At 38.0% G+C, this 25121-nt stretch carries 21 protein-coding genes and 2 pseudogenes; 9 read left to right on the plus strand and 14 right to left on the minus strand.

Annotation, left to right across the window (positions count from 1 at the left end; translation table 11 throughout):
• Window positions 1-64: 64 nt before the first annotated feature.
• Window positions 65-646 carry an aminoacyl-tRNA hydrolase gene (gene pth, locus ACFIJR_RS00990; protein WP_375653239.1) on the minus strand — a complete coding sequence of 194 codons (582 nt, stop codon included), beginning with the start codon at window positions 644-646 and terminating at the stop codon, window positions 65-67.
• A gap of 75 nt (window positions 647-721) precedes the next feature.
• Window positions 722-1351 carry a 50S ribosomal protein L25/general stress protein Ctc gene (locus ACFIJR_RS00995; protein ID WP_375653241.1) on the minus strand — a complete coding sequence of 210 codons (630 nt, stop codon included), beginning with the start codon at window positions 1349-1351 and terminating at the stop codon, window positions 722-724.
• Window positions 1352-1643: 292 nt separating this feature from the next.
• On the opposite strand from ACFIJR_RS00995, the gene ACFIJR_RS01000 reads away from it, so the two are divergent.
• Window positions 1644-3143, plus strand: coding sequence for a helicase HerA domain-containing protein (locus tag ACFIJR_RS01000; RefSeq protein WP_375625076.1), 1500 nt, complete (start codon window positions 1644-1646; stop codon window positions 3141-3143).
• On the opposite strand, the gene ACFIJR_RS01005 is transcribed toward ACFIJR_RS01000, so the two are convergent.
• The 4 genes from ACFIJR_RS01005 to lgt all read right to left on the minus strand — a co-directional run bounded on the left by ACFIJR_RS01005 (window position 3140) and on the right by lgt (window position 7383).
• On the minus strand, window positions 3140-4072 hold the full coding sequence (locus ACFIJR_RS01005; protein WP_375648326.1) for a ribose-phosphate pyrophosphokinase: 933 nt from the start codon (window positions 4070-4072) through the stop codon (window positions 3140-3142). The two genes, ACFIJR_RS01000 and ACFIJR_RS01005, sit on opposite strands and share 4 nt — an antisense overlap.
• Window positions 4073-4556: 484 nt before the next feature.
• Window positions 4557-5348, minus strand: a complete 792-nt coding sequence (gene pgeF, locus ACFIJR_RS01010; protein ID WP_375653245.1) for a peptidoglycan editing factor PgeF — start codon at window positions 5346-5348, stop codon at window positions 4557-4559.
• Window positions 5349-5450: 102 nt separating this feature from the next.
• Window positions 5451-6530, minus strand: a complete 1080-nt coding sequence (locus ACFIJR_RS01015; RefSeq protein WP_375653247.1) for a class I SAM-dependent methyltransferase — start codon at window positions 6528-6530, stop codon at window positions 5451-5453.
• The gene (lgt, locus tag ACFIJR_RS01020) at window positions 6505-7383 is read right to left on the minus strand and encodes a prolipoprotein diacylglyceryl transferase (protein ID WP_375625788.1); all 879 of its coding nucleotides are present in this window, start codon (window positions 7381-7383) and stop codon (window positions 6505-6507) included. Before lgt ends, ACFIJR_RS01015 begins: the two co-directional genes overlap by 26 nt.
• A gap of 307 nt (window positions 7384-7690) precedes the next feature.
• Here lgt and ACFIJR_RS01025 point away from each other — a divergent pair, with 307 nt between their 5' ends.
• Window positions 7691-7936: an accessory factor UbiK family protein gene (locus ACFIJR_RS01025; protein WP_273724124.1), complete on the plus strand. Its 246-nt coding sequence runs from the start codon at window positions 7691-7693 to the stop codon at window positions 7934-7936.
• Between the two features lie 406 nt (window positions 7937-8342).
• A complete protein-coding gene (locus ACFIJR_RS01030; protein WP_375653250.1) occupies window positions 8343-8843 on the plus strand; it encodes a YbjN domain-containing protein in 501 nt (166 codons plus the stop codon).
• Window positions 8844-8888: 45 nt separating this feature from the next.
• Here the strand turns inward: ACFIJR_RS01030 and ACFIJR_RS01035 are convergent, their stop codons facing one another.
• Together ACFIJR_RS01035 and ACFIJR_RS01040 are read right to left on the minus strand one after the other, a co-directional pair.
• Entirely contained in the window at window positions 8889-10229 is a 1341-nt protein-coding gene (locus ACFIJR_RS01035; protein ID WP_375625794.1) for an ATP-binding protein, read from the minus strand.
• An 8-nt stretch (window positions 10230-10237) separates the two neighbouring features.
• The gene (locus ACFIJR_RS01040; RefSeq protein WP_375625796.1) at window positions 10238-10942 is read right to left on the minus strand and encodes a response regulator; all 705 of its coding nucleotides are present in this window, start codon (window positions 10940-10942) and stop codon (window positions 10238-10240) included.
• A gap of 142 nt (window positions 10943-11084) precedes the next feature.
• Here ACFIJR_RS01040 and ACFIJR_RS01045 point away from each other — a divergent pair, with 142 nt between their 5' ends.
• On the plus strand, window positions 11085-11735 hold the full coding sequence (locus ACFIJR_RS01045; RefSeq protein ID WP_375625798.1) for an MBL fold metallo-hydrolase: 651 nt from the start codon (window positions 11085-11087) through the stop codon (window positions 11733-11735).
• 65 nt (window positions 11736-11800) lie between these two features.
• Here ACFIJR_RS01045 and ACFIJR_RS01050 read toward each other — a convergent pair whose 3' ends face one another.
• Both ACFIJR_RS01050 and ACFIJR_RS01055 read right to left on the minus strand, forming a co-directional pair.
• Complete coding sequence (locus ACFIJR_RS01050; protein ID WP_375651561.1) at window positions 11801-12538, minus strand: BA14K family protein; 738 nt, start codon at window positions 12536-12538, stop codon at window positions 11801-11803.
• A 582-nt stretch (window positions 12539-13120) separates the two neighbouring features.
• Window positions 13121-13362: pseudogene (locus ACFIJR_RS01055) on the minus strand (excinuclease ABC subunit UvrB); the annotation flags it as partial.
• Between ACFIJR_RS01055 and ACFIJR_RS01060 the strand changes: the two are divergent.
• Window positions 13342-13504 (plus strand): annotated as a pseudogene (locus tag ACFIJR_RS01060) (MBL fold metallo-hydrolase); the annotation flags it as partial. The pseudogenes ACFIJR_RS01055 and ACFIJR_RS01060 sit on opposite strands and share 21 nt — an antisense overlap.
• 51 nt (window positions 13505-13555) lie before the next feature.
• On the opposite strand, the gene ACFIJR_RS01065 reads toward ACFIJR_RS01060, so the two are convergent.
• The 3 genes from ACFIJR_RS01065 to ACFIJR_RS01075 all read right to left on the minus strand — a co-directional run bounded on the left by ACFIJR_RS01065 (window position 13556) and on the right by ACFIJR_RS01075 (window position 17791).
• Complete coding sequence (locus ACFIJR_RS01065) at window positions 13556-14137, minus strand: BA14K family protein (protein ID WP_375625802.1); 582 nt, start codon at window positions 14135-14137, stop codon at window positions 13556-13558.
• Window positions 14138-14931: 794 nt separating this feature from the next.
• Window positions 14932-17217 (minus strand): excinuclease ABC subunit UvrB, encoded by a 2286-nt coding sequence (uvrB, locus tag ACFIJR_RS01070; RefSeq protein ID WP_375653253.1) that lies wholly within the window; start codon window positions 17215-17217, stop codon window positions 14932-14934.
• 259 nt (window positions 17218-17476) lie between these two features.
• Window positions 17477-17791, minus strand: coding sequence for an SH3 domain-containing protein (locus tag ACFIJR_RS01075; RefSeq protein WP_273788409.1), 315 nt, complete (start codon window positions 17789-17791; stop codon window positions 17477-17479).
• Window positions 17792-18129: 338 nt separating this feature from the next.
• Between ACFIJR_RS01075 and greA the strand changes: the two genes are divergently transcribed.
• Together greA and ACFIJR_RS01085 are read left to right on the plus strand one after the other, a co-directional pair.
• The gene (greA, locus tag ACFIJR_RS01080; RefSeq protein WP_007347010.1) at window positions 18130-18603 is read left to right on the plus strand and encodes a transcription elongation factor GreA; all 474 of its coding nucleotides are present in this window, start codon (window positions 18130-18132) and stop codon (window positions 18601-18603) included.
• A gap of 17 nt (window positions 18604-18620) precedes the next feature.
• Window positions 18621-19679 carry a glycosyltransferase family 4 protein gene (locus tag ACFIJR_RS01085; protein WP_375653256.1) on the plus strand — a complete coding sequence of 353 codons (1059 nt, stop codon included), beginning with the start codon at window positions 18621-18623 and terminating at the stop codon, window positions 19677-19679.
• A gap of 1154 nt (window positions 19680-20833) precedes the next feature.
• Here ACFIJR_RS01085 and ACFIJR_RS01090 read toward each other — a convergent pair.
• Complete coding sequence (locus ACFIJR_RS01090) at window positions 20834-22228, minus strand: TrkH family potassium uptake protein (RefSeq protein ID WP_375625807.1); 1395 nt, start codon at window positions 22226-22228, stop codon at window positions 20834-20836.
• Between the two features lie 312 nt (window positions 22229-22540).
• Between ACFIJR_RS01090 and trxB the strand changes: the two genes are divergently transcribed.
• The gene (trxB, locus tag ACFIJR_RS01095; RefSeq protein ID WP_375653258.1) at window positions 22541-23497 is read left to right on the plus strand and encodes a thioredoxin-disulfide reductase; all 957 of its coding nucleotides are present in this window, start codon (window positions 22541-22543) and stop codon (window positions 23495-23497) included.
• A gap of 42 nt (window positions 23498-23539) precedes the next feature.
• Window positions 23540-24445: a LysR family transcriptional regulator gene (locus ACFIJR_RS01100; protein ID WP_012754906.1), complete on the plus strand. Its 906-nt coding sequence runs from the start codon at window positions 23540-23542 to the stop codon at window positions 24443-24445.
• The last annotated feature ends 676 nt before the right edge of the window (window positions 24446-25121 follow it).

A 25121-nucleotide genomic window follows, 5' to 3' on the forward strand; every position in this document is an offset into this window, starting at 1 on the left:
GAGGCATTTTTTTCTTTTTTCAAGAGTTCTTATCCATATGCTTCACGCGACTGTGATACGCAAGTCAATGGCTTTGATTGTTTTTTATCGTTTGTGAAATTTCATTCATAAAGAGGGATTTATCATCTTTTATAAGGAGAGCGATATTTTTTGCAATTGCCTCTAAGAGAGGGGATAACCATTCTTGATCAGATTTGGTAAAATTTCCCAGAACATGCTGATGAACAAGTTCTTTTTTTCCAGGATGACCAATTCCTATGCGTATACGACAATAGTTAGTACCACAATGGGCATCAATAGACTTAATACCATTATGCCCATTATTTCCTCCACCAATTTTTATACGAACTTTTCCCGGTGACAGGTCTAACTCATCATAAATGATGATCAAATTCTTCAAATCTAATTTATAAAATCGCAAAGCTTCACCGATAGCTTGACCAGAAAGATTCATAAAAGTTTGCGGTTTTATAAGAAAAATTTTCTCATTATTTATGAAACCATTGGAGATTTCTGCTTGAAACTTCTTCGACCATGGAGAAAAAGAGAAGGACTGATAAATGGCATCAACAGCCATAAAACCGATATTATGGCGGTTATTTTGATATTGTAAACCAGGATTGCCAAGACCAGCAATAAGCCACATGTGCATCTTCAGTCAAAGTATGAGTAAGATAATGTCTCATAAATTAAGGCGGAAAAAATTCCCGCCTTTTGAGTTTTATGAAGTTTGCGTGTTTTCTTCATCGTCTTCTTGTTCAGAAGTTTCATCACTGACATCCATGCCAGCAGGAGCTGAAATGGTTGCAATGGTAAAATCTCGATCTTGGATGATGGGAGTCACATCTTTTGGCAGTTGCACTGCTGAAATGTGAATAGAATCACCAATAGAGTAGCTGGCGAGATCAATTTCAATAGCTTCAGGAATAGCACTTGCTGGAGCAGTACATTCAATTTCGTGCCGAACAATATTGAGGACACCACCCTTTTTAAGTCCAGGTGCTGTATCTTCATTGAGGAAGTGGACAGGAATATTCACTTCTACAACGGATTTTGCTGAAATGCGTAAGAAATCTACATGGAGGGGAAAGTCACGCACGGGATCTAATTGATAATCTTTTGGCAAAACCATAATTTTTTGCTTGTCAAGAATAATCGTTGCAATGGTGGTACGAAAACCACCGGCATGAATTTTGTAGAAAATTTCTTTATAGGGAACTGTTATTGCCAAAGGGGGTTGTTTTTCACCATAAATGACAGCAGGAATAAGACCGTTGCGGCGAAGTTCACGGGAGGACCCCTTACCAACCCGCTCGCGTTTTTCGGCCTTAAGAGTGTAGCTTTTGCTCATAATTTAAGTCCTTTTTACATGATTGGAGATCCTTCAAAAACAATAATAGTTTTTGCATGGATATGAAGATATGCGCTAACCAACAGCGATCGCTCCATTCTGCGTTGCCTCCAAGGGTGTCTACGCAGAAGCTTGTTCTATAATTCAAACTATTCATAGATGCAAGAGTTGTGGGAAAAATCGATGATTTCTACCGTTAAAAAGGAGGAAATGTTACAAATTACGGTGTGGATGGAGAATCAACCAATATGCGCTGGCACTGATATGTTCAAAATCAAACACTGGAGATGTTATGAAGGTTGAGATTGCCTTGGGTGAGATGTCAGAGAGTCGTGCTTTGCATAAATCGATGCCAGCACTTCTTGATCTGGAAGAATTATTGGCGACACGTCTTCTTGTACAAGGTAATTCCGGTTCAGGGAAATCACATCTTTTACGCCGTCTTTTGGAGCAAAGTGCTAAGTGGGTGCAGCATTGTGTAATTGATCCAGAAGGCGATTTTGTAACTTTGGCAGATAAATTCGGTCATGTTATTGTAGAGGCTCAACGTAGTGAATTAGAATTGACTCGTATTGCTCATCGCATTCGCCAACATCGGGTTTCAGTGGTATTTAATCTTGAAGGTTTGGATACTGAACAACAGATGCGTGCTGTAGGGGCTTTTCTTGGGGCACTGTTTGATGTGGAACGTGATTATTGGTATCCTATGCTTGTCGTTGTCGATGAAGCACAATTGTTTGCTCCAACTGCGGCAGGAGAAGTTTCTGATGAAGCACGTAAGATTTCTCTTAGTGCTATGACCAATCTTATGTGTCGAGGGCGTAAACGTGGTCTTGCTGGTGTTATTGCGACACAACGTTTGGCTAAGTTGGCCAAAAATGTTGCTGCTGAAGCTTCAAACTTTTTAATAGGGCGGACTTTTTTAGATATTGATATGGTGCGCGCTGCTGATCTTTTGGGAATGGAGCGCCGCCAAGCGGAAATGTTTAGAGATCTTGAGCGGGGGAATTTTATAGCTTTAGGTCCCGCTTTATCACGACGTCCCTTACCAATCATTATCGGTTCTGTTGAAACTTTGGCACGCTCTTCTAGCCCTAAATTAATGCCACTTCCAACAGAGCGGGATGATGTGCAAGAGCTCGTTTTTACTGCTTCACCAGAGGAAATTTTAAAGCCATTTAAACAAATACGAGAGCCGATGAGGGAAAAATCAATGCACGAGATGTTAGAGGAGGTAGTGCATAAAAAACAAGAGTTGTTGGAAGAAACCCCGAGTTTATTTCCTGAACTTTCTGATGTTGAGCGTGACGGCCAAGCAGAACATATTATTCGGGAAATTCTTGAAGATTCTGAGGCTTTTTATCGTTCAACAGCGGTGCTTTATCAAGATTTTTCAGTTCGTTGTCGTATCCATGGTATGTCAAAGGTTCCTTTTAATCTTTCACAGTTTCGGCGTAAATTGGCTATTGCTCAGGCTTTTGTTGATGAACAAACGGCTGTCAGTGAACATTGGAAACATATTTTGCAGATATCAGAAAGTTTAGAAGAAGATGTCCAAGGAGTGTTCTTGAATGTAGCACAGGCTGCATTAGGGGGAAAGCCATGTCCATCGGATGCATTTTTAGCACGTCTTTATGGAACTCATTCTTTAAGCCGTGCACGCCGACTTTTAACCTACTTTGAAGAGCGTGGACTTATTGTTATTCACACGCATTTTAGTGGTCAACGTATTGTTGCATTTCCTGATCTTGGTGTTGAAACAGCACCCGGAGACCCCAAGGAACCACTTTAACCAAATAAGCTGGAAACCGATTGTTCTGCTGCTGTCCTTGCTATTGCTTCCCCAATAAGGTCGGCAATGGGCAAAACACGAATATTATGGGCGTTCTCAATAGCTTGTGTTGGCATAATTGAATCTGTAATAACCAATTCTTTCATCTCTGAATTGGTAATTCGTTCGATTGCATTACCAGAAAGAACACCGTGCGTGATATAAGCCGTGACACTATTGGCACCATGTTTAAGCAGAGCACTTGCTGCATTGCATAAAGTTCCACCTGAATCAACAATATCATCAAGCAAAAGGCAATCTTTTCCCGATACATCTCCAATGATATTCATAACCTCTGATTCACCGGGACGTTCACGACGTTTATCTACAATAGCAAGCAAGCTGTTCAAACGCTTGGCGAGCGAGCGTGCGCGTACAACACCACCCACATCAGGTGAAACAACAATAACATTTTCAAGAGAATAATGCACTTTGACATCGCGAGAAATGACAGGAACAGCATAAAGATTATCCGTAGGGATATCAAAAAAACCTTGAATTTGTCCTGCATGAAGGTCTAATGTTAAAACACGATGGGCCCCTGCTTCAGTAATCAGGTTGGCAACAAGTTTTGCGGAAATGGGAGTACGCGGACCAGGTTTACGGTCTTGGCGTGCATAGCCAAAATAAGGGATAACAGCTGTGATGCGACGTGCCGAAGAACGGCGAAGCGCATCAATCATGATGAGCAATTCCATCAAATGATCATTGGCAGGATAGGATGTAGATTGCAAAACAAACACGTCCTGTCCACGTACATTTTCATGCAGTTCTACAAAAATTTCTTGATCAGCAAAGCGCTTTACAGTTGCTTTGCCTAAGGGGATGTTCAAATAATTTGCAACATCTTCAGCTAGGCGTGGATTAGAATTTCCGCAGAAAAGTTTCATAGTAGAACCTCTAAATCATCATGGTGGGAATGCGACACGGTTTTTAATTTCTTTTTATTAAATTGCAAGAGAACGATTACAAAAGCCTTACAATTTTATCGATTATTGTTAAAGAGCTATGCGGTATGTTTTCTCTTTTTCCAAAAGTTTGTTGCTTTTAGAGCAAAGTTTTTTCTCCATGCGACAAAGAAATACGTATTGATTAAGCTTTTTGGTTATTACTTTATAAAAAAATGCTTTCAATATGGGGAATGTTTCATATTTAAGATGAATGAAGGGGAGTAAATAACAAAGAAGTATAATCTTGCTTTCAATCATTATAACTAAACATTGAAAATGATTCAGAGCAAATGCTATCATATTTTATGGGCTGGTAAATGATTTTGTAAAAAAAGCAAAGCAAAGTACAATAGGATTTATTTTTACATTTGGGTAAAAAGTTTAGTTTTGCAGTTTTGGTATTGTTTTAAAAAATAAAAGGGGATCATCTTTTATTTTTTAGCATAATAGTAGAAATTTGCCGTCCGTAATCAGGTTCACTACGGTGTATTGCACGGCGATAGGAGAAAAAACGCTGTTCATCTTTGTAGGTGCAAAGCTCTACACAAGAAGCATTAACGCCTGCTTCTATGAGTTGATGCATAATGAATGCCCACAGATTAAAGTAAAAGTGATTTATTTTGTCTTTTTTTATAAAATATTTTTGGTATTTACTGTGGCAATCAATAAATTGGTCGTAAAATTCGCTTGTTACTTCATAGTGGCAAGGACCAATACAAGGTCCAAGGACTGCTGTTATTGATTGTCTTTTGGCTCCTTGTTTTTCCATAACAGCAATTGTTTTCTCGATAATTCCATTTAAGCTTCCGCGCCAGCCAGCATGAGTTGCAGCGATGACACCTGCTTGTGGATCAGCAAACAGAATGGGTCCGCAATCTGCTGTAAGAATGCCGATTACGAGTTCTTGTGTGGTGGTAACGAGAGCATCGGCTTTAGGAGGGGAGCCGATAAAAGCTTTATCAACGACAACGACTTCACAAGAGTGTATTTGATTGACAGTGACTAAATTTTGTATCTCAACATCAAAATAATGAGCGACCAAAGTGCGGTTTTGTGTAATATGTTCAGGGTGATCATTTGAGCTTTGGCCAACATTAAGGCTTTGGTAAAGGCTTTTTGAAACACCACCTTGACGAGTAAAAAAACCATGTTCTATCCCATGGGTTTGTAAAGTAGAAAGATTTTTTGCAAGAATGGGATGAGGGATAGATTTCATAAAAGTTCCTTATGGAGATTATTGGAAGCGAGGGTGGAGATGTTTATTTTAGTCAATGAATATTTCAGATACTGATGTGCTTATTGACAAAAGCGCCGGTTATCAAAATTGGGGAGGTATGGAGATGTTTTTATCACAAACATGTAAAACTTTAAATAATTTTCCCATTTGATCTTGACCAGCAAGCCGTTCGATGTCTTGGCGGATTTTGTCTTGTAGTGTAGCACTTTTGCCAACTCCAAGCTGTTTTGCGCGCTCCAGTAGCCCCATTTTTAAAAGAAAATCTCCTTGCTCGAAGATTTCAGCAAAACAACCTTGTTCAAGGGCTGTGTTTTTTAAAAAAGAAAAATCAACATGGGATGTTAAATCATGTTCACCAGGGGCATCAAAAATATCACGGAATCTATGTTTTGACAGTGCTTGCAGTGTATCGCCAAATGCAAGATCAGCAGCACCATAGTCGATAAGTAAAGCAGAACCTGTCACTTGTACTAAATGGTGGCTGATTTGTTGCATGAATTGATGCCGTAAGGGGGAATATTCAAAAATTGTTCCGTCAGGCACTTTAGAACAATAGGTTTGTAGACAAGAAGAGGGAAGTTTATGTGGGGCAGCAATAAAGATGAAATCTCCATCTTGATTGACTGTGATGCAGCGTTCTCTCCATTCTCCATTGACTTTAATATATTGGTTGATAGGGAGTGTATCGAAGAATTCATTAGCTATGAGGAAGAGAGGTTTTGAAGGAATTTGATTAAAATTTTCAATGCTATGGATTTGTTTTTGATAAGGGCAAAGGCGCTTTTTTTGTTCTTTTGCGAGTTTTTCACTTATTTCAAGGAGAAAAACCTCAGCTGCATTAAATGCTGTCGTAGATAATTTTTGAATGGTACGCAAAACATCATCCATGAGAGTTCCACGTCCTGGACCTATTTCAGCGAGGATAAAAGGGTGAGGACAACCATGAGCGTTCCAGCTTGCGAGAGTCCAAATCCCAATCATCTCTCCAAATAATTGGCTTATTTCGGGTGCTGTAATGAAATCACCAGCACGTCCAAAAGGTGTTTGTGTTTGATAATAACCAAATTGAGGATCGGTAAGTGCCAACGTCATATATTGGCTAACAGTGATTGGTCCATTAAGGGCAATAATTTCTTTAATTTTTTCTTTTAGATTGGTCATTTTCTGTCGATTTATATTTAAAGGCGTGGAGAAGAAGATAAAACCCTAAAAGAAGCATGGGAAGAGATAAAGCCATGCCATAGGTAAAACCAGTAGAATGGAAAAGAGTCGAAAACCATTCTGGATCTTCTTGAGGCGCACGGTAAACTTCAGAAATGCTGCGTGCTACTGCGTAGCCTATAATAAATGTTCCTGCAACAGCTCCAGGGCGCTTTAATGCCTTGAAGGCAAAAATGATAAGGCATAAGATGATGAAGAGAAGAAATCCTTCCATGAAAGCTTCGTAAAGTTGGCTTGGATGGCGCGGTAGATAGTGAGGATCGAGAGGAAAACAAACAGCCCAAGGACGTGTAGTAATATTGCCCCATAACTCTTGGTTAATGAAGTTGCAAATTCGTACAATGCCGATACCAATAGGAGCACCTGCAGCAATGATATCAAACATGGCTCGTATGTTAATATGATTTTTGCGGGCAAACCAGACCATAGCAATGATAATACCAATAAGTCCGCCATGAAAGGACATTCCCCCATCCCATACGGCAATGATAGCACTTGGATGGTTAAAATAGTAAATGGGATCCCATACAAGAACTTGTCCTAAACGCCCTCCGACAACAACACTTATGGCAGACCAGACAACAAAATCTCCGATCTTTTCTTTATCCATAGGAGGGTGGTCTCTATACCATAGAGATGTTTTTTTTAATAATTTTTGCGCATACCACCAAGCAAAAAGAATCCCCACCACGTAACCAAGTCCATACCAATGAAGTGCTATGGGACCTAGCTGGATAATGACAGGATCAAGAAAAGACGGAAAAGCAATGGCTGGACAAGAAAGATTGTTCATGAATTAAGCATCTTACATTATACGAGATGAATATGAAGTGACTCTGATGGTCAGAAATGACAGATGAATGCGCAATGGTCAAGTCAGTAGGGAGGCTAGTCAGAAAGGGGGATAGATTTCCACTGGTTTATCGCGGTAAAAAAAATATGGTGATAAAAGGAATATTAAAAAATCTTAAACAAAATAGTCATGAAAAATCGGCACAGTATATAAAATATAGGGTAAAAGGAACAAATTACAGTATCTAAATGTTATGAGAATACGCTATAATGCGTGCGTCAATAATTAAAATTTAAGGAAAAATGTTATGCGTAATGGATCAAATCGTATTCTTGATGAATTAGCAAAATTAGCAACAGATGCTGCTGACGTTGCGCAAGGTATACGACGTGAAGCTGGAACAGCTTTTCGTGTGCAGGCTGAAAAGATAGCAAACAAACTTGATCTTGTTTCTCGCGAAGAGTTTGAGACTTTTAAGGAGATGGTGCTGAAAATCCATGCTGATAATGCTGATTTGAAAAGGCGCCTTGATGATTTAGAAAAAGATGATTGAAAAAGAACGCAGACACAAAAAAGTACAATAGGTTCTTAAAAAAGGAATCTTCAAAAAAATATCCCCAATTTTTCAATATGATGCGTGAAACTAAAAAATGCTTAATCTTGAGTCTGTTAGAGCGGAGCATTTGTCTATTTTTGATTTTTTTTTGGGTAAAATACATTTTTTTGAATCAGGGGGCTGGCGCTATGAAATTGTATCAATACACTGAAAAGACTTGATGATTCGTTTTATGACTATCAGGTTGCCCTAAACAGCGCGATTGTGTTCTGGGTGTTTGTGTACTGTCGATGTTTTTATGTGTATTTGTTTGTTGTAAAGGTTCTGATTGTAGCAAAATATTGTTACAGTTTAGGCGGTTTATATTCTGTTGACAATGTTTTTAAGATGATTGAGGATTGTGATGAGGCTTGCATTTTGGGCCACAGAGAGAAAAGAGCACCCTGTTGACTTTATCGAACAGATTGCCTGTGAATATGATTGGTCGTTTGAGCGGGATGCGCAAGATGAAATTAGCGTTTGTGTGGAAGGAAAGCGCGCAAATTATCGTCTTGCTTTTTCATGGATGGAAGAGCATGAAGCACTTCATTTGGCTTGTTCGTTTGATCTTTTTATTAAAAATGCTCGAACAGCTGAAATACAGCGCTTATTGCTAGCAATTAATGAAAAGTTGTTGTTGGGACATTTTGATTACTGGCAAAGGAATAGTTCAGTTATTTATCGGCAAGGTCTTCTTTTGGCTGGTGGGATGCATCCATCTCATATACAGGTTGAAACATTGTTGATACATGCACTTAAAGTCTGTGAAAGCCATTATGTTGCATTTCAGATGGTTGCTTTGTCGGGAGAAAGTGCTTACAAGGCACTGCAGTACACTTTGTTTGAAACTGTAGGGAATGCCTAAAATACACAGTCTGTTATTTTTACAGATGGTTTGCTGAAATATTGCTCATAGGGGGATATCAAGAATAGCGCGTAATCCTCCGAGTGGGCTCTCATCTAATTGTATATTGCCACCATGGCTGCGTGCTATGTCTTGAGCAATAGAAAGACCAAGTCCTGTTCCACTTGCATCTTGATTTCGCGCTTTATCAAGTCGAAAGAATGGCTTAAAAACTTCTGTGCGCATATTTTCATGAATTCCAGGTCCATTATCATCGATTATTAATATAAAAGATTCTTGTTGAGAGTTAGCTGTTAGTGTAACGGTTGTGCCATAACAAAATGCATTTGATACAAGATTGCTGACCAAGCGTATGAAAGCACGGGGACGTACTTGTATTTCTGTAGGACCTTCAATGGTGTAAGAAAATTGACGTTTGTGAAGATGAGCATCGGCGGAGAATTTTTGCATAAGAGCATTTAAATCAAAAGTCTTGACACTTTCACTTCCTTCACCACGAGCAAAAGCAAGATAATCTTCTAACATATTTTGCATGTCACTTACATCTTGCTCAAGCGGTTTAATATCAAAGTCAGTATTTACTAATGCTAGCTGAAGTTTAAAGCGTGTAAGAATGGTTCTTAAATCATGACTTACTCCTGAGAGCATCATGGTGCGTTGTTCGATTTGGCGTTCAATACGTTCTCGCATACGTAAAAAAGCAATGCCAGCACGACGGACTTCATCAGCTCCTTGTGGTTGAAATCCTTTTGGTAAAGGACGACCGCGTCCAAAGCTTTCTGCTGCTTCAGCCAATTGTTGAATGGGTTTGATTTGGTTGCGCAAAAAGTAAATTGCTATCAGCAATAAAACAAGCGCTGTTCCTACCATCCAGCTTAAAAAAATAGCAGTATTGGAAGCGTAGGCTTGGCTGCGTGGAGCAAAGACGCGTAAGATGTTGTGACCAAGGTGGATACGGATTTCAACAAGATTAGAATCGCCTACTGTATCAATCCAGAAGGAGCGGTTAATTTGGCGGGTGATTTCTTCACTCAGAAAATAATCAAGAATTGCGAAAAATGGTTTAGGTCCTGGAGGGGGAAGAGGGGAAGGGGGCAGGATAGAAATATTTAATCCCATGCGTTGTTGTGCAATACGCTTGATATCTTCATAGTTATCTTGTTGCGGATATGTTTCAATGATATCGATAATAGCTGAAATGTCATGCACGACAGCTATTGAAAGACGCTCGGTTACCATTTGCCAATGGCGTTCCATAAAAACGTAAGCAATGACTGTTTGCAGAAGCACCATAGGAGCGATAATAATGATCAAAGAGCGGGCATAAAGCCGTTTAGGCATTTTTTTCGTTAACCATCGAAGAAAAAATCTTAAAGGTTTGATCATTCTTGTGCCTATTCAATAGAGAGTTTATACCCTATTCCTCGCACGGTTTGGAGCCATATAGGCAGTGGTGGGTTTTTTTCGATTTTACGACGAAGGCGGTTGATTTGTACATCAATGGTACGTTCACTTATATTGCTGTCATCGGTCGCGAATTTATGGCGCGGAATTGTATTGCCTGCATTTTCGGCAAAAATGACCATCATTTCTTGTTCTTTATCTGTTAATTTAATAATTTCTCCCCCTTTTTTGAGTTCGCGCCGTGAAATTGAAAATATATAAGGTCCAAAAACGATCTGCTCAATTTTGGGTTGGTGAGGGGGAAAACCACGCCGTAAAATGGCATTGATACGAAGAAGAAGTTCACGAGGGTCAAAAGGCTTAGCAAGATAATCATCTGCACCCGCTTCTAAGCCATGGATACGATTGTCTATTTCTGATAAAGCTGTTAGCATGAAGATAGGAACATCCTTTGTTTGCCGGAGTGAATGAGTAAGATCAATACCGTTTTCACCAGGCATCATGACATCAACAATAAGAAGATCAAAATCTAAACTTGCCAACAGTCGTCTTGCTTCATTAGCATTGGCTGAAACTGAAACACGAAATCCATTTTTAATGAGAAACTGAAATAAAAGATTGCGGATACGAGTGTCGTCATCAATCACAAGAAGGTGAGGTGCGTCATCACACAAAACTTGAACATGATCGGACATTCTTAAAAACCTTGATAAAAATTTAGTTTACACAAAATGCAAGTTTACATAAGTTGTATAAAGCTGTCGAGCAGCACCTTTACCTTAAAGGAGAGAAAGTTTTATTTATAAATTTAAAAAAGTTATTTTTGAAAAGGATATTATGGGTAGTCTTAATATACATATTATTCCAGTTACGACATTCCAACAAAATTGCACTTTGCTTTTTGATAGTGAATGTAAAACGGGGGTTCTCGTTGATCCCGGTGGTGATTGGCCGCGGATTCAAGACGTAATCGAAAAGAATGGCGTTATCGTTGAGGCTATTTGGATAACACATGGTCATTTTGATCATGTGGGAGCAGCAATGCAAGCGAAAGAGGCGCTTAATGTAAAAATTATCGGTTCACATTGCGATGATAAGCCTGTGATGGATGCCGTGAGCGAAAGCGCAAAAAATTACGGCATCACTGATGCATGCATCTGTATTCCTGACCAATGGTTAGAAGATGGTGAGTGCGTTCATTTTGCTGGACATGTGTTTAAGGTTTTTCACACCCCAGGACATTCTCCTGGTCATGTTATTTATTTCAATGAAAAAGAACGCTTAGCTCTCTTGGGTGATGTGCTCTTTCGTGGTTCTATTGGACGCACTGATTTCCCCTTCTGTTCTCATGAAAAATTGATGCACTCTCTTCGAGAAAAAGTTTTACCCTTAGGCGATGATGTTTGTTTTATCTGTGGGCATGGTCCTAAAAGTAGCATAGGCTATGAGCGCCAAAATAATCCTTTTCTTCAAGATTTTAATATATGAACAAACAAAAAAACGCTTTGAAGCGTTTTTTTGTGCCATTTAAGACTTTTTTAGTAGAACAGAAGTTAATTTATTGGGGCATAACAAATGTGTTCCAAACCATTACGGTCTCGAAAAGTCCCTGTTTTAGGGTTGAAGGAACGGTATTTTTTCTTGCAATAGTTAAGCCAATCAGATTCTAATGATTTCTGGAGTGGCTCATATTCCACCGTTTGCTGCACTTGATAAACTCTTTGATTTTGCGGAACTTTTTGATAAATCACCTGATTTTTTGGTACTATTTGATAAACCACTTGTGGCTGTTCTGGTTTTTTTAAAATTGTACCAAGAATACCCACTGCTAAAGCATCTCCTGAGTTGTCTATATGAATATTACTGTGTTTTGTCTTTTTGCGCTCAATGTGATGATATGTTTTGTTTTCAACATGATGATAATGATGATAATGATGATGATGTTGTTGTTGTTCTGTCCTATTATGTTTGGCTTCAAATCTTCTAGAGTTTTCTTCAGAACGCTTGCGGAAATCATCAACAAACTTTTGGAAATCATCAGAATGACAGACATTTTTGCTATCAGAACAACGGGAGCTAGAAAAACTGGAACGCCACATATCAATTTCCTTATCCATTTCCCTTGTCGCATCATCTCTTTCTTTACGCATCTTCCTCATCATATCATCTATTTCTCTCGTGATAGAGTGAGTAACATCCCATGCCATATCCGCAAGCGTTGTATTTAGCGGCATGAAAACGGTTGCAGTTGACATTGCTGATAATACCGCTAGCTTGATCACCTTTTTCATAATGATGCTCCTTGTGTAAATTCGTATTTTTCACATCTTACACATTTCAAACTGAATAGAGCCTGAACAATTTTGGACTTTATTGTGACAAAACAAAAGAAAATTCATTTAGTTAAACCCATTGCAGGTACAGTAAAATAAAATCATGAAAGAATTTTGATTTCAATTAATGTACTCTACTTGAGGCTAGTTAATAAGTTTTTATTGACCCCACCCGATTTTTTACTATGGAATATAAACTCTTTATTTAGGGATAATTTTTGTATCATTTGATACAATATAAATTTAATAATAGGTGTATAAATAAAAGTTATCATTTTTTATCATATGCTTATGGTGCTATGATAAAGTCTTATTTTAATTTATTTGTATTATAGAACAGCGTCCTATTTTAATATTATCTTGTGAGGATAAATAATATTTTAGTTCGATATCAGAGTATAAATGTATAAATATAATATATTTTAGGAATTTATATATATAAGATATTTTCTTTAAATTTGTCTGCTTTTTTAGAGTTTAGAAGTTTTTTACTTTTTTAGGGATTTTTTTATAACGCGGTTTAACAAGAAAAATTGCTTAATCGGCCATACGCTTTGTGAGAACTGTCACCAATGTGCTGTAGCCTTTTTGAATTGTTTTACGAATTTCATTCACAACATCATCGACTTGATTGCTGGCTGGACGAACCTCTGTTGGTGGATCAATGAGCCCTGTTGGACAAATAATTTGTTCTGCAAAAGTGCCATGAGATTGTTCTATTTCTCAGCGTCCTGGTGTTGCAGAGACGGCAATAGTTTTTTGGGGCGCATGGCATCCCATTCTGCTTCCATGAAAAATTGATGCAATCCCTTCGAGAAAAAGTTTTTCCCTTAGGCGATGATGTTTGTTTTATCTGTGGGCATGGTCCCAAAAGTAGCATAGGCTATGAGCGCCAAAAATAATCCTTTTCTTCAAGAGATTTAAGGGGGAGGGCATCAAAAACCCGCTTTAGAGCGGGCTTTTCTCAATGTTAATTCAATTTACTGGAGCATAGCAGACATGATTTAAGCCATCACGGCCTCGAAAAGTACCTGTTTTAGGGTTGAAGGAACGGTATTTTTTCTTGCAATATTGAAGCCAATCAGATTCTGATGATTGTTGTACTGGCTCATATTCCACCGTTTGCTGCACTTGATAAATCACCTGATTTTGTGGTACGTCTTGATAGACAATTTGTGGCTGTTCTGGTTTTTTAAAAACTTTACTAAGAACTGCACCTGCTGCAAGAGCAAGAATGCCCAATGCTAAAGCATCTCCTTGAATATTACTGTGTTTTGTTTTTTTACGTTCGACATAATGATATGTTTTGCTTTCAACATGATGATGTTGTTGTTCTCTCCATGTCTGGCTGAAATAATGACGCTTGTGGGGATCATCAAAAGAGTGATGTTTACTATGAAAAGAATGGGAGCTAAAATTGCGAGACGGTAAACCAGACTCCCTCTTCATTTCACTCATTTGATACCATGCCATATCCGCAAGCGTTGTATTTAGCGGCATGAAAACGGTTGCAGTTGACATTGCTGATAATACCGCTAACCTGATCATCTTTTTCATAATGATGCTCCTTGTGTAAATTCGTATTTTTCACATCCTACATGTTTCAAACTGAATAGAGCCTGAATAATTTTGGACTTTATTGTGGCAAAACAAATGAAAATTCATTTAGTTAAACCCATCTCAGATACAGTAAAATAAAATCATGACAGAATTTTGATTTCAATTAATGTACTATGCTTGAGGTTAATTAATAAGTTTGTAGTAAGAGTACCCGATTTTTTACTATGGAATATAAACTCTTTATTTAGGGATACTTTTTGCATCACTTGATACAATATAAATTGAATAATAGGAGTATGAATAAAAGTTATCATTTTTTATCATGAGTTTATGGTTCTACGATAAAGTCTTGTTTTACTTTATTTGTGTTATAGTACAGTGTAATATTTGAATATTCTCTTGTGAGTCTAAATAATATTTGAGTTCGATATCAGAGTATAACTGTATAAAGATAATATATTGTAAGTAATTTTTTGATATATACAAAACATTCTCTTTAAATTTGTCTGCTTTTTTAGAGTTTAGAATTTTTTTACATTTTTAGGAATTTTTTATAACGCGGTTTAACAAGAAAAATTACTTAAAAAGTTAATAAAGTTTAGGCATTTTTTGTAAAAAGTTCTCTCTCATGGTGTTTTAGATAAATTGGAGCTCCCTTGATGTTTGAGGTTGTCTATTTTGCGGATAATGCTGTTTGCTTTTGAGCTTTAGTTGTTTTTTTAGAAGAGCTGAAGATTATTTTAGGCGGTTTGAAATTTCTTACTCCTTTGTTGGTTGCGTTTTTTTTCGTTTTATTGTTGCTTGATTAGGGGGGGGTTACCAGATTTTCCTTTTCGATTTTCCAAAATACCAGTATCCATGGTTGGTCCCATGTGTGCAAGGTCTGGTTTGGAGAAAAGACTTGGTTGTAATACGGGCTCAAGGGTAGATTGTTCGCTATGATGAGTTAAGGGGTTCTCAGCGATTTCTAGTTCTATCTTTTGTAATTGTTTGATTTCATCGCGAAGGCGTGCTGCTTCTTCAAAGTTGAGATCAGCAGCTGCTTCATGCATTAATTTTTCAAGGTGTTTAATATGAGATGCTAAATTGTTGCCAACCATATTTTTTTTCTCGATGACATCAGGGGTAATTGTGCGAATATGGTCGTTTTCATAGCCTGAATTGAGAATATCTCCGATATTTTTTTTGATACTTTTGGGTGTGATATGGTGTTCTTCATTATAGGCTATTTGTTTTTGTCGACGTCTTTGTGTCTCCTGTAAGGCTCGTTCTATGGAGCCTGTGATTGTATCTGCATAGAGGATAACGTGGCCATCTACGTTACGTGCAGCACGTCCGATTGTTTGTATGAGGGAAGTTTCAGAGCGCAAAAAGCCCTCCTTATCAGCATCTAGAATGGCAACAAAACCACATTCTGGAATATCTAAGCCTTCTCGGAGCAAGTTGATACCGATGAGGACATCAAAGGTGCCAAGCCGCAGATCGCGTAGAATTTCAATGCGTTCTAATGTATCAATGTCAGAATGCATATAGCGTACACGAATATCTTGTTCGTGGAGATATTCAGTTAAGTCCTCGGCCATACGCTTTGTGAGAACTGTCACCAATGTACGGTAGCCTTTTTGAATTGTTTTACGAATTTCATTTACAACATCATCGACTTGATTGCTGGCTGGACGAACCTCTGTTGGCGGATCAATGAGCCCTGTTGGACGAATAATTTGTTCTGCAAAAGTGCCATGAGATTGTTCTATTTCCCAGCGTCCTGGTGTTGCAGAGACGGCAATAGTTTGTGGGCGCATGGCATCCCATTCTTCAAAGCGTAAAGGGCGATTGTCCATACAGGAAGGTAGGCGAAACCCATATTCTGCTAGGGTTGCTTTTCTTCGAAAATCACCTCGGTACATGCCTCCAATTTGGGGAATGGTTACGTGACTTTCATCGATAAAAACAAGAGCATTGTTTGGAATGTATTCAAACAAGGTTGGTGGTGGTTCTCCGGGTTTTCGTCCTGTTAAATAGCGTGAATAATTTTCGATTCCAGAGCATGAGCCGGTGGTTTCCAACATTTCCAAATCAAAAATTGTACGTTGTTCTAAACGTTGTGCTTCTAAAAGACGTCCAGCTGCGTTCAACTCATCAAGGCGTTGAGCGAGTTCCATTTTGATCGATTTCATCGCTTGATTGAGTGTTGGGCGTGGTGTTACGTAGTGTGAGTTGGCATAAATTTTAATCGATTGAAGATCGCCTGTTTTTTGTCCCGTTAGAGGATCAAATTCCGTAATTGTTTCCACTTCATCGCCAAAGAGCGAAATACGCCAAGCACGATCTTCGAGGTGGGCAGGGAAAATTTCGATTGTATCCCCTCGAACACGAAAGGAACCACGAATGAAATTGATATCTTGTCGATAATACTGTTGAGAGACTAAATCAGCCAAGAGTTTTCGTTGATTGAGTTTATCACCTTTTTCTATTTTGAAGGTCATAGCAGTATAAGTTTCTACTGAACCAATCCCGTAAATACACGATACAGACGCGACAATAATGACGTCATCACGTTCAAGGACAGCACGTGTTGCAGCATGGCGCATACGGTCGATTTGTTCATTAATTGAGGATTCTTTTTCAATATAGGTATCAGAGCGTGCAACGTAGGCTTCTGGCTGATAATAGTCATAATAGGAAACAAAATATTCGACGGCATTGTGGGGAAAAAAACTTTTAAACTCTCCGTAAAGCTGCGCTGCTAGAGTTTTATTTGGTGCTAAGATTAAAGCTGGACGCTGTGTTTCTTCAATGATTTTGGCCATTGTATAGGTTTTTCCTGAGCCGGTAACACCCAAAAGCACTTGTGTACGTTCATCTTTTTGAATTCCCTCAACCAGAGTTTTAATTGCTTGAGGTTGATCTCCTGCAGGTTCAAAGGGTGTTTCGAGTTGAAATGGAATGCCACCTTCAGATTTTTCAGGACGAATAGGGCGGTGAGGTGTCCATAATACGCCATTCTTAAAAAGAGGATTGCCTGAGGCAATCAGAGCAGAAAGAGCCTCAACTGTTGCTGTAACACCATTTTTCATTGTTGTATCCTTTAATAGAAAAGTGCTGGTGATTTTAAAGAAAATACTAATTTTTACAATTTCATTACGATAACAGCAAAACGTTATTGAACAGATTTATTTTGGTTTATTGGAGCTTTCATTAGGATATTGATCAAGTTTTTTCTATGAGACGAATTCTTCGAAGTGGTTCTTTGGAGGGGGCATATTGTGGTTGTTCGTGGACACTATTGCATTTTTGCCATGATAATATTTAAGATGGCATAAATTATTATGGCTGTTATGGAGAATAATCGGTACGTTTGGGCACTAAAGACATCGTGTATGTGTGATAAAGATCATTTCCATCTTTAAATGAAAGATAACGAGATGACACCCAACCTATTTGAGTGTTATATCGGATATGGCACCAATTGCCTTCACAGTTTTTAACAAAAACCAATTCTCCAGCAGAGATTAAGCCGCAAAGTGCATACTGAGTGCTGGGACCTGTTCTAAAATTAAGATTTCTCGTAACAAAAGCATCCGCAGCTTCAGATACTGTTGTGGCGAAAAAGAAAGAGCCAAACATAAAAAAAATGACGATTTTTTTCATTCTTCTGTAAAGAATTTCTTTAGAGATTTTCTATCCTTCTCTCTTTGTATCCCATATGATTTCTTTTGCTAGATTATGATAAAACAGAAAAAAATACAATTCTTTCTTCTTTAGGAGATTTTAAAGAGAAGAGTGAAGTTTAACGTTTTAAACACCAAAATGAGATGTTTTAATCACTATTTGTGCATGTTTTGTTTCCTTTATTTATTTTTGTATGGAAAATAGCGATACTGTACTATATAATAAAAAAGATCGTAGTTTTCGGATTCCAAAAGTAATTTTGGAAGCCGTTTTTTGTATTTTTATTAAACCTTCCGTGTAATAGAAAGGGACGGATTATGGAAAAAGTTCCGATGACTACAGCTGGTTTTGAGAGTCTTAAAGAAGAGTTGCGTTGGCGTCAACAACAGGAGCGTCCGCGAATTATTGAAGCAATTTCTGAGGCGCGTGCACATGGTGATTTATCAGAAAATGCTGAGTATCATGCAGCTAAAGAAGCACAAAGCCATAATGAGGGGCGTATAAATGAGCTTGAAGATTATATTGCCCGAGCAGAAGTTATAGATGTTTCGCGTCTTTCAGGCGACAAAATAAAATTTGGAGCAACCATTAAACTCTTGGATGAGGATACAGAAGAAAAAAAAGTGTATCAGATCGTAGGAGATCAAGAAGCTGATGTAAAGGTTGGTAAAATCTCTATTTCTTCGCCTATTGCACGTGCACTCATTGGAAAGCAAGAAGGTGATGTGATTGAGGTGAATGCACCAGGTGGTGCGCATAATTACGAGATCATTAAGGTTCAGTATATCTAAATAACATATGGATTATTATGCGTGTATCTTTGGACGAAACTGAAATTATTGCGCCTCACTTTAAAAGGCGTTTATCGGGAGTAACATCTACGATTATTCAGCTTATTCCACTGCAACGCGAACAGGGTGTGCGTATATCCACTTTAGGGTTTGGTTTACCACAAACTTTGCCGACTCTTGCCTTTAAGGACCTTTTCGGACTTTGGAAAAGTCCGAAAGGGAAGCCATTTCGTATTTGGCATGCACGACGCAATATTGAGATGCTTTTTGGGATCTTTTTGCGCGATATCTTGAAAATGAAGCTGAAACTTATCTTTACATCGGCTTCACAACGCCATCATAAGTCTTTTACCAAATGGTTGATTCGCTGTATGGATAGGGTTATCGCTACCAGTACACATACAGGCGCTTATCTAGAAGTGCCTCATAAGGTTATTATGCACGGAGTGGATGTGAGGCGTTTTACTCCACCACAGGCTCTTGATGATTACTTTTCTTCGACAGGATTTCCAGGAAAATATGCGGTAGGGTGTTTTGGGCGTCTGCGTTACTCAAAGGGAACAGATTTATTTGTTGATGCCATGATAGCGTTATTGCCTGACTATCCTGAATGGACAGCACTTATCGCTGGTCGTACGACAGAGCAATATTATCATTTTGAAAAAGAATTACACCAAAAGATTGCTAAGGCTGGTCTGGATGATCGCATTATTTTTCTTGGTGAGATTCTGGATATCCCTTTGTGGTATCGTCGTTTATCGCTTTATGTTGCACCTTCTCGTACAGAAGGTTTCGGTTTAACACCATTAGAAGCAATGGCATCACAGGTTGCTGTTGTAACGAGTGATGCAGGAGCTTATAAAGAATTTGTGGTCGAGGGAACAGGAACAGTTGTAAAAGCAGGAGATAGAGCGGCTTTAACAGCAGCAATTGAACCTTATTTTGCTGATGTAGAAAAAACATTGGTAGCCGGAAAGAAAGCTTTAACCCATGTTCGTACACACTTTCCTTTGGAAAAGGAGACAACCGAGATTGAGCGTGTTTACAAAGAACTGTTTGCGGAAAAAACACTTTGATTATTATATCAAAAATCTTTTTGAGGAGTGATAAAAAGTTTTTTCCTTAAAGATTTTTCATAGTCATCAAGAAAGCAGCTCAATGATATAAATGTTATTTTACAAAATTTATATTTTCTTTAGTAGAACGCTATAAGAAGTTCTCAAAATTTTGGATAAAATATTAAAAATGTATACGCTTGAGAGCAACATGTGCTTTATGATAAAGCATATTAGGAGAGAGGAAAGCTATTTTTATTCAGTGATATTTTAGAATAAGAAAATAATGCTTTAACTCAAGTCTAGATATACGGTGTCGTACTGATATTGTTCGTTTTGGAAGACTTAAATAGATGGAAAAAACGTTTTCTTGTCTTAAAAAAGATATTTATGGTGTCTCCATGGGTAAAATAGTCGTACATATTTTCAATAAATTCATAATAAGATGGATCTAAGATCAATATATATATATGATTTTTATAGATAATTTACCTTTTTAATTTGAATAAGAGCTATCCTCTTGCACATCACAATTGGAAGAAAGCATGTGGTGGATAAAAACTATTGAAGACAGGGTGTAAAGAGATTTCTTATAAATTGTCTGAACTGCAGGTTGTTACGGCATTAACAGAAAGAAAATAATATGGTGGTACTAATTTATATCTTATTTTGTGGTACCGACTTGCACCTTATTATTATTTAAGTAAAAATGATGGTGCCCATTTTATATCTTTCATGAGAACTGTCGTGAAATGGGGTTGATGAGTATTGTGAGATTTTTTTTACAAACAAGCTTGTGAATCCATAATATAATAGCATTTTTTCTATAAGGATGTAACTCTATTAAAGAGAAAAAGCACTTTTATTAGCAAATATTCATATTTTTTGCATGAGAGATTATTCGTAAAAAAAGGATGTTCTATGTGCCCACTTTATTTGATAAAGAAGATCAATAAAGTGAAGTTTTATATGTTCTCGATTTGAAGGCTCTTGGTATTTGATTGTTCTTGTCGAATTATTTTTATATCAACATTTATATCGTTGATATGATGACTTGTATGAAATTTTAGGAAATCTTCAGTGGATTGAGTAAGGGGTGAATATTATGACTCATACTGTTCACGCCTTTTTATATTGTAAATTTTTTATCATAGTAGAATAAAATGCTCTATGCATTAGAATTGTTCACGCCAGAAAGCGGGAATAAAAAGGACGAATATTGTTATGATTTCAAGGCGTCCAGCTAACATTAGAAAACTTAAAATCCATAAAGCATTATCGTTGATTGTAGAGAAATTACCAGTGGGGCCAATAATATCTCCAAAGCCTGGACCAACATTTGAAAGTGCGGTTAAGACTCCCGTAAAGGCAGAGGTAAAGTCAAGACCGGTTGTAAGCAAAAGTGCAGTGCCGATAACGAGGCAAAACATATAAAGACAAACAAAAAACAAAACGGCTTGAGCAACATCGTTTGATATATTTGAGTGATCGTAGCGGGCCTTTACAACGACATTAGGAGAAAGAAGTTTTTCTATATTTGTTTGTGTAATACGCCAAAGAATAATGAGGCGATTGATTTTCATGCCACCAGAAGTAGAACCAGCACATCCGCCTGTAAAAGAAACAATGAAGAAAATTCCAAGCGCAAACGGTCCCCAAAGTTGATAATCTTCAGCGCTGTAACCTGTGGTGCTAATAATGGATGAAAGGTGAAAAATGACATCAAGGAAAATCAAGTGGAACGCGCGATGATCATAAAACCGTAGCCATGCCGCTAAAGCAAAGCTGAAAAGGAGAACGATATGGAGAAAAACAATCACTTGTGGGTCAAGGAAGCGTTTGGAGTGTCCAGGAAGGACTAATTTAACATAAAGTACGAAGGGCAAAGCAGAAAGCAACATGAAGATTGTTGAAATAATTAAGATGGCTGGTGTATCAGAAAAATAACCAAAAGAAGCATCATGCGTTGAAAAACCAGCTGTTGCGACTGTACTCATTGCATGGTTAATGGCATCAAATAAATTCATGCCTGCAGCAAAATAAGAAAGCATACAAGCCAATGTTAACCCAACATAAGCGATGATAATTCCGTTAGCAATTTGGTTGATGCGAGGCAATATTTTTTCAGATTTATCAGATGATTCCATATGAAAAAGTCGTACGCCACCCACACGCAGTGAAGGCAAAAGTAAGAGGGCTAAACCGATAAAACCAATACCCCCAATCCAGCATATAAGAGAACGCCATAACAAAATACTTCGCGATAAATTATCAAGATCAGAAAGGACTGTGGAGCCTGTTGTTGTAATTCCAGAAACAGATTCAAAAATCGCTCCTGCTAGAGAAATGGGAAGAGGAGAAAGATAAAGAGGTAAGGCACCTACGATACTTCCTGTTAGCCAAAGGCAAACAGTGAGCATAAAGCCAAGCCGTGCTGAAAAACGACAAGTAGCTCCCTTAGTTGCTAAAAGAATCAGCGTTGCTAACATGGTGGTTATGGCACAAGAATAGAGAAAGGTTATCCAATTACGATTGTTGTCGTGCAGATCCACAAAAATTGGCAAAAGCATTGCTCCTGCCATGATTAACGCAAACCGTGCACAAACATTGATAATAAACTGAAAAATGACCGTTCCCTATCTTTGTATCTCTTTTTATTATGGTTTTGTGCTCATAAGAATTTACGTTTTTCTCTTCATAGGATAAAGATTAATTCTTAACATTAGCATGCCTTGATGAAATTTGTAATCAGACCTTTTCATAAAACTTGAAAATGAAGTATGTATAACATAATTGGAGTTCTTGAAAAATATTTTTTTAAAAGGCTGCATTCCGTTATCATTTATAGAATAATTAAGTTATAATAAAGTGAAGGGGATTTAATGGTACAATCACATATTCGTCTGCTGATTATTGGCTCAGGTCCGGCTGGTTATACAGCGGCGATCTATGCAGCAAGAGCAATGCTTAAGCCGGTTTTGGTGACGGGCTTGCAGCAGGGTGGACAATTGACAATTACAACTGATGTTGAGAATTATCCAGGTTTTGCAGATCCCATTCAAGGACCGTGGTTGATGGAACAAATGGCGAAACAAGCTGAGAATATGGGGACAAAAATTTTCTATGATACAATTATAAAGGCTGATTTGTTGAAGTATCCTTTTGTTTTATATGGGGATTCAGGAACACAATATTCTTGTGATTCCCTGATTATTGCAACAGGAGCTCAAGCGCGCTGGCTTGGTTTAGAAAGTGAACAGACCTTTATGGGCGGTGGTGTGTCCGCTTGTGCTACATGTGATGGCTTTTTTTACCGTGATAAGGACGTTATTGTCGTGGGAGGAGGAAATACCGCTGTTGAAGAAGCACTTTATTTATCGCATTTGGCTAAAAGTGTAAGCGTGGTTCACAGGCGGGGGCAGTTTCGGGCAGAAAAAATTTTACAAGATAGGTTGCTTGCTTGCAAGAACGTACGTATCATTTGGGATCATGTGGTGGAAGAAATTGTGGGGCTGCCTGCACAGGGGGCAGTGGGCGCTGTTGTAACAGGGGCACGTCTAAAAAATGTTAAGACAGGTCACGAGATGACAGTGAATGCAGAGGGAATATTTATTGCTATTGGGCATGATCCTGCTGTTTCTCTGTTTGAAGGACAGCTGAAACAAAAACGAGGCGGCTATTTATGGACAGCACCGGACTCAACAGCAACAAGCATTGCTGGTGTTTTTGCTGCTGGGGATGTAACAGATGAAAGATTCCGCCAAGCTGTAACAGCTGCAGGAAGAGGATGTATGGCAGCGTTGGAAGCAGAACGGTTTTTGGATATACCTAAGCGTTAGTAATTCATTGAGAACATAAAGAATCTAGAGGTAGAATTAATTGTGGCGCCACCGTTGGATTGGGATAAGTTAAGGGTTTTTCACGCTGCAGCAGAAGCGGGATCTTTTACGCATGCTGCTCAAAAACTTCATTTATCTCAATCAGCAGTTTCACGACAGGTTTCGGCTTTAGAACAAGAGGTTGGGGTATCCTTATTTCAACGTCATGCGCGTGGTTTGATTCTTACAGAACAGGGAGAAACTCTTTATCGTACAGCTCATGATGTTTTGATGAAGCTTGAAAGTGTACGTTTGCAATTAAGTGAAAGCTATGCAAAACCAACGGGGCACTTGCGTGTGACCTCGACCTTTGGAATGGGGGCAGGGTGGATTGCAGAGCGTATGCCAGAATTTCTTAGTCTTTATCCTGATATGCAGGTTCAGCTTTTGCTTTCCGATGAAGAGCTTGATTTGACAATGTGTCATGCGGATTGTGCTGTTCGCTTACATCAACCCCAACAACCTGATCTTATACAAAGAAAACTCTTTACAATTCATATGCATGTTTATGCTTCGGAAAAGTATATTGCAAATTATGGAAAGCCGGAAAAATTGTCTGATCTCGATGAGCATCGTATTATTTCGTTCGGTGAACCTGTCCCACCTTATTTGTCTGGTTTAAATTGGTTGGAAAAGGCTGGTAGAAGTGATGGATCATTGCGCGTTTCAGTTCTACAAATCAACAATATTATCTCAATAAAGAATGCGCTTATGCGTGATCTTGGGATTGCTGTGCTGCCTGATTATATCGTCAATAATGATGAGCATTTGGTGCGTCTTTTTCCTGATATGGTTGATATTCCTTCGTTTGATACTTTTTTTTGTTATCCTTATAATTTAAAGAATTTGGCAAGATTAAATGCTTTTCGAGATTATATTTTTTTAAAAGCCCGTCAGTGGTCTTTTTAATGTTAATGCCTTAATTTATAAGGAATAATTAACTGTTTTATAACTTGAGACTCCCTAATATTCTTTCGTTTCAAATTTGCCTATATTGAATCAATTAAAACTATTCGTTGCACATTAAAAGTGGGGGGAGTCCGTGCGGAGAAATACTTTTGGAAAAAGGGATAAATGTTTTTTATGAATACTAGCGAATGTGAGAGTTATTATATATTGAAAACTGGACAATCGTGTGATGGTATAGCTTACATTTTTATATTTAATTAAAAAGAATGGTACATGATGGAGACAAATTTAAAGCTATGTGTTTATTGCATAGCAGATACGCTTAAGTCTTTATTGTACTTTTTCTTATAAGATGACATAGAATACTATCTCTTGATTATGTTGCCTCCCAGTGCATTTTCTTGAGTGTTCCCTTACGAAGATCTATCAGATTGATTTTATCTCTGAGGATTTTCCAAATTTGCCGGACAGATGTCCGGCTTTTTTTTTATTTTTGAAAGAGCTCCTAGAAATTGCAATATATGGGAGGATGATAAGGAAAAAATTTCGAAATTTGTAGATATCCAACAATTTTTTAAGAATACTACAATTCAATAAGGAGTTTGAGAGAGATTTATCATGTTGTAGCATAAAAGTCTGTCTTTTAGGGACGTGATATAAAATATTTAAAACTTTA

The sequence above is a fragment of the Bartonella sp. OD88NMGDW genome (assembly GCF_042193775.1).
GTDB classification, from domain to species: Bacteria; Pseudomonadota; Alphaproteobacteria; order Rhizobiales; family Rhizobiaceae; genus Bartonella; species Bartonella grahamii.

What these genes read in the sequence shown, in the direction of transcription:
- ACFIJR_RS01065 (WP_375625802.1), bottom strand. Translation starts at nt 14,137, where the DNA reads ATGAAAAAGATGATCAGGTTAGCGGTATTATCAGCAATGTCAACTGCA.
- ACFIJR_RS01000 (WP_375625076.1), top strand. Translation starts at nt 1,644, where the DNA reads ATGAAGGTTGAGATTGCCTTGGGTGAGATGTCAGAGAGTCGTGCTTTG.
- ACFIJR_RS01030 (WP_375653250.1), top strand. Translation starts at nt 8,343, where the DNA reads ATGAGGCTTGCATTTTGGGCCACAGAGAGAAAAGAGCACCCTGTTGAC.
- ACFIJR_RS01090 (WP_375625807.1), bottom strand. Translation starts at nt 22,228, where the DNA reads ATGCTTTTGCCAATTTTTGTGGATCTGCACGACAACAATCGTAATTGG.
- ACFIJR_RS01025 (WP_273724124.1), top strand. Translation starts at nt 7,691, where the DNA reads ATGCGTAATGGATCAAATCGTATTCTTGATGAATTAGCAAAATTAGCA.
- greA (WP_007347010.1), top strand. Translation starts at nt 18,130, where the DNA reads ATGGAAAAAGTTCCGATGACTACAGCTGGTTTTGAGAGTCTTAAAGAA.
- ACFIJR_RS01015 (WP_375653247.1), bottom strand. Translation starts at nt 6,530, where the DNA reads ATGACCAATCTAAAAGAAAAAATTAAAGAAATTATTGCCCTTAATGGA.
- ACFIJR_RS01035 (WP_375625794.1), bottom strand. Translation starts at nt 10,229, where the DNA reads ATGATCAAACCTTTAAGATTTTTTCTTCGATGGTTAACGAAAAAAATG.
- lgt (WP_375625788.1), bottom strand. Translation starts at nt 7,383, where the DNA reads ATGAACAATCTTTCTTGTCCAGCCATTGCTTTTCCGTCTTTTCTTGAT.
- ACFIJR_RS01075 (WP_273788409.1), bottom strand. Translation starts at nt 17,791, where the DNA reads ATGAAAAAAATCGTCATTTTTTTTATGTTTGGCTCTTTCTTTTTCGCC.
- ACFIJR_RS01005 (WP_375648326.1), bottom strand. Translation starts at nt 4,072, where the DNA reads ATGAAACTTTTCTGCGGAAATTCTAATCCACGCCTAGCTGAAGATGTT.
- ACFIJR_RS01040 (WP_375625796.1), bottom strand. Translation starts at nt 10,942, where the DNA reads ATGTCCGATCATGTTCAAGTTTTGTGTGATGACGCACCTCACCTTCTT.
- pgeF (WP_375653245.1), bottom strand. Translation starts at nt 5,348, where the DNA reads ATGAAATCTATCCCTCATCCCATTCTTGCAAAAAATCTTTCTACTTTA.
- uvrB (WP_375653253.1), bottom strand. Translation starts at nt 17,217, where the DNA reads ATGAAAAATGGTGTTACAGCAACAGTTGAGGCTCTTTCTGCTCTGATT.
- ACFIJR_RS01085 (WP_375653256.1), top strand. Translation starts at nt 18,621, where the DNA reads ATGCGTGTATCTTTGGACGAAACTGAAATTATTGCGCCTCACTTTAAA.
- pth (WP_375653239.1), bottom strand. Translation starts at nt 646, where the DNA reads ATGTGGCTTATTGCTGGTCTTGGCAATCCTGGTTTACAATATCAAAAT.
- ACFIJR_RS01045 (WP_375625798.1), top strand. Translation starts at nt 11,085, where the DNA reads ATGGGTAGTCTTAATATACATATTATTCCAGTTACGACATTCCAACAA.
- trxB (WP_375653258.1), top strand. Translation starts at nt 22,541, where the DNA reads ATGGTACAATCACATATTCGTCTGCTGATTATTGGCTCAGGTCCGGCT.
- ACFIJR_RS00995 (WP_375653241.1), bottom strand. Translation starts at nt 1,351, where the DNA reads ATGAGCAAAAGCTACACTCTTAAGGCCGAAAAACGCGAGCGGGTTGGT.
- ACFIJR_RS01050 (WP_375651561.1), bottom strand. Translation starts at nt 12,538, where the DNA reads ATGAAAAAGGTGATCAAGCTAGCGGTATTATCAGCAATGTCAACTGCA.